The 2,500-nt window shown below is 53.1% G+C and carries 1 tRNA gene and 1 rRNA gene (both cut by a window edge); both read right to left on the bottom strand.

The features are described from left to right. Positions 1–2,152, bottom strand: a 23S ribosomal RNA gene (locus ACLKMW_RS26150) (it extends 727 nt beyond the left edge of the window). Positions 2,153–2,453: 301 nt separating this feature from the next. Continuing rightward, a tRNA-Ala gene (locus ACLKMW_RS26145) sits at positions 2,454–2,500 on the bottom strand (it continues 29 nt past the right edge of the window).

The following is a 2,500-nucleotide window of genomic DNA, read 5'->3' as shown; positions in this document are numbered from 1 at the left end:
CTCCACCCGAGCTGGCGCCCGGGCTTCAAAGCCTACCACCTATCCTACACATGTCACTACGAATGCCAATGTAAAGCTATAGTAAAGGTGCACGGGGTCTTTCCGTCTAACCGCAGGAACCCCGCATCTTCACGGGGAATTCAATTTCACTGAGTCTATGCTGGAGACAGCGGGGAAGTCGTTACGCCATTCGTGCAGGTCGGAACTTACCCGACAAGGAATTTCGCTACCTTAGGACCGTTATAGTTACGGCCGCCGTTTACTGGGGCTTCGATTCAGAGCTTGCACCCCTCCTCTTAACCTTCCAGCACCGGGCAGGCGTCAGACCCTATACGTCGTCTTGCGACTTCGCAGAGCCCTGTGTTTTTGATAAACAGTCGCTACCCCCTGGTCTGTGCCACCCTCTCACGGTTGCCCGCAAAAGGGTCACGCTTCTTCCGAAGTTACGCGTGCAATTTGCCGAGTTCCTTCAGCATAGTTCTCTCAAGCGCCTTGGTATACTCTACCAGTCCACCAGTGTCGGTTTCGGGTACGGTCTATAAGGAGGAGCTATTTCCTGGAACCACTTCGCTGCCGGATCAATCCAATAAGACCCGACAACACACGTGATCCGTCACTACCTCCAGGCCCACGAATATTAACGTGGTTCCCATCGTCTACGCATTTCTGCCTCGACTTAGGGGCCGGCTAACCCTGCTCAGATTAACTTTAAGCAGGAACCCTTGGACTTTCGGCGGGGGAGTCTCTCACCCCCCTTACGTTACTCATGTCAGCATTCGCACTTCTGATACCTCCACCACCCCTCGCGGGTGTGGCTTCATCGGCCTACAGAACGCTCCGCTACCGCTTGATCCTTGCGGATCAAACCCAAAGCTTCGGTGTATGGCTTTAGCCCCGGTACATTTTCGGCGCAAAGACCCTTATTTAGACCAGTGAGCTGTTACGCTTTCTTTAAATGATGGCTGCTTCTAAGCCAACATCCTGGTTGTTTTGGGATCCTCACATCCTTTCCCACTTAGCCATAACTTGGGGACCTTAGCTGTTGGTCAGGGTTGTTTCCCTTTCCACGACGGACGTTAGCACCCGCCGTGTGTCTGCCGACTAGTACTCCCAGGTATTCGGAGTTTGGTTAGGTTTGGTAATCCGGTGAGGACCCCTAGCCCATCCAGTGCTCTACCCCCTGGGGTATTCGGTCGACGCTCTACCTAAATAGATTTCGCGGAGAACCAGCTATTTCCGAGTTTGATTGGCCTTTCACCCCTAGCCACAAGTCATCCCAAACTATTGCAACAGTTATGGGTTCGGTCCTCCAGTAAGTGTTACCTTACCTTCAACCTGCTCATGGCTAGATCACTCGGTTTCGGGTCTAATGCGACGAACTGAACGCCCTGTTCAGACTCGCTTTCGCTGCGCCTACACCTACCGGCTTAAGCTTGCTCGTCACACTAAGTCGCTGACCCATTATACAAAAGGTACGTGGTCACCATTTCAGGCTCCCACTGTTTGTAGGCAATCGGTTTCAGGTACTCTTTCACTCCCCTTGTCGGGGTGCTTTTCACCTTTCCCTCACGGTACTGGTTCACTATCGGTCATGCACGAGTACTTAGGCTTGGAGAGTGGTCTCCCCATGTTCAGACAGGATTTCACGTGCCCCGCCTTACTCAAGGACTTTTGCTTGCATTACGCGTACGGGGCTGTCACCCATTCTTGCCCTACTTTCCAGAAGGTTCCGCTTGTCTCACAAAAGCCGCTGGCCTGGTCCGGGTTCGCTCGCCACTACTTCCGGAGTCTCGGTTGATGTCCTTTCCTACGGGTACTTAGATGTTTCAGTTCCCCGCGTTCGCCACTTTACCCCTATGTATTCAGGGTAAGTTACCTATTATCGATACTTGGAAATCAAACGCGTCTGCGACGCGAGTGAATGTGAAGGATAAACGGCGAATGGAAGGACCATTCACTATTCACCACTTTACTATTCGCCAATGCGCCGATGGCGCGTCAGATTTTCCAAGCACCTTAGGTGGGTTTCCCCATTCGGAAATCTACGGATCAAAGGGTATTCGCACCTCCCCGTAGCTTATCGCAGCGTATCACGTCCTTCATCGCCTGTGCATGCCAAGGCATCCACCAATTGCCCTTAAGACACTTGATCGTTCTCATTGCCAATGCCCATCCGAGGCAAGCCTCGAACGGTATTGGCACAAAAAGACCAGCTTCTCGAGATCGGTTCGGGGGCGCGGTTAGGCAAACCCATCATCTGCGGGAGATTGAGCGTCTCACCGCGACAAACCATGCCTTTCAGCATGGAGTCCGAACAAATCTTCTCTTTACGATGTCAAACAGAACAGGCACCGGGCCAAGCCCGCTGCGAACCTTGATACGAATGACCTTGCCGCCTGCCCAGGCCACCGCCTTGAGCAAGCCATCCTCTCGACACCATAGCGGAAAGGCATTGGTGGAGCCGGACGGGATCGAACCGACGACATCCTGCTTGCAAAGC

Origin of the sequence: Borborobacter xinjiangensis (genome assembly GCF_047739745.1) — a bacterium.
Classification (GTDB): domain Bacteria; phylum Pseudomonadota; class Alphaproteobacteria; order Rhizobiales; family Rhizobiaceae; genus Pseudaminobacter.
Note: the sequence above shows the minus strand (reverse complement) of the source record. Positions and strands in the feature narration are given on the sequence as shown.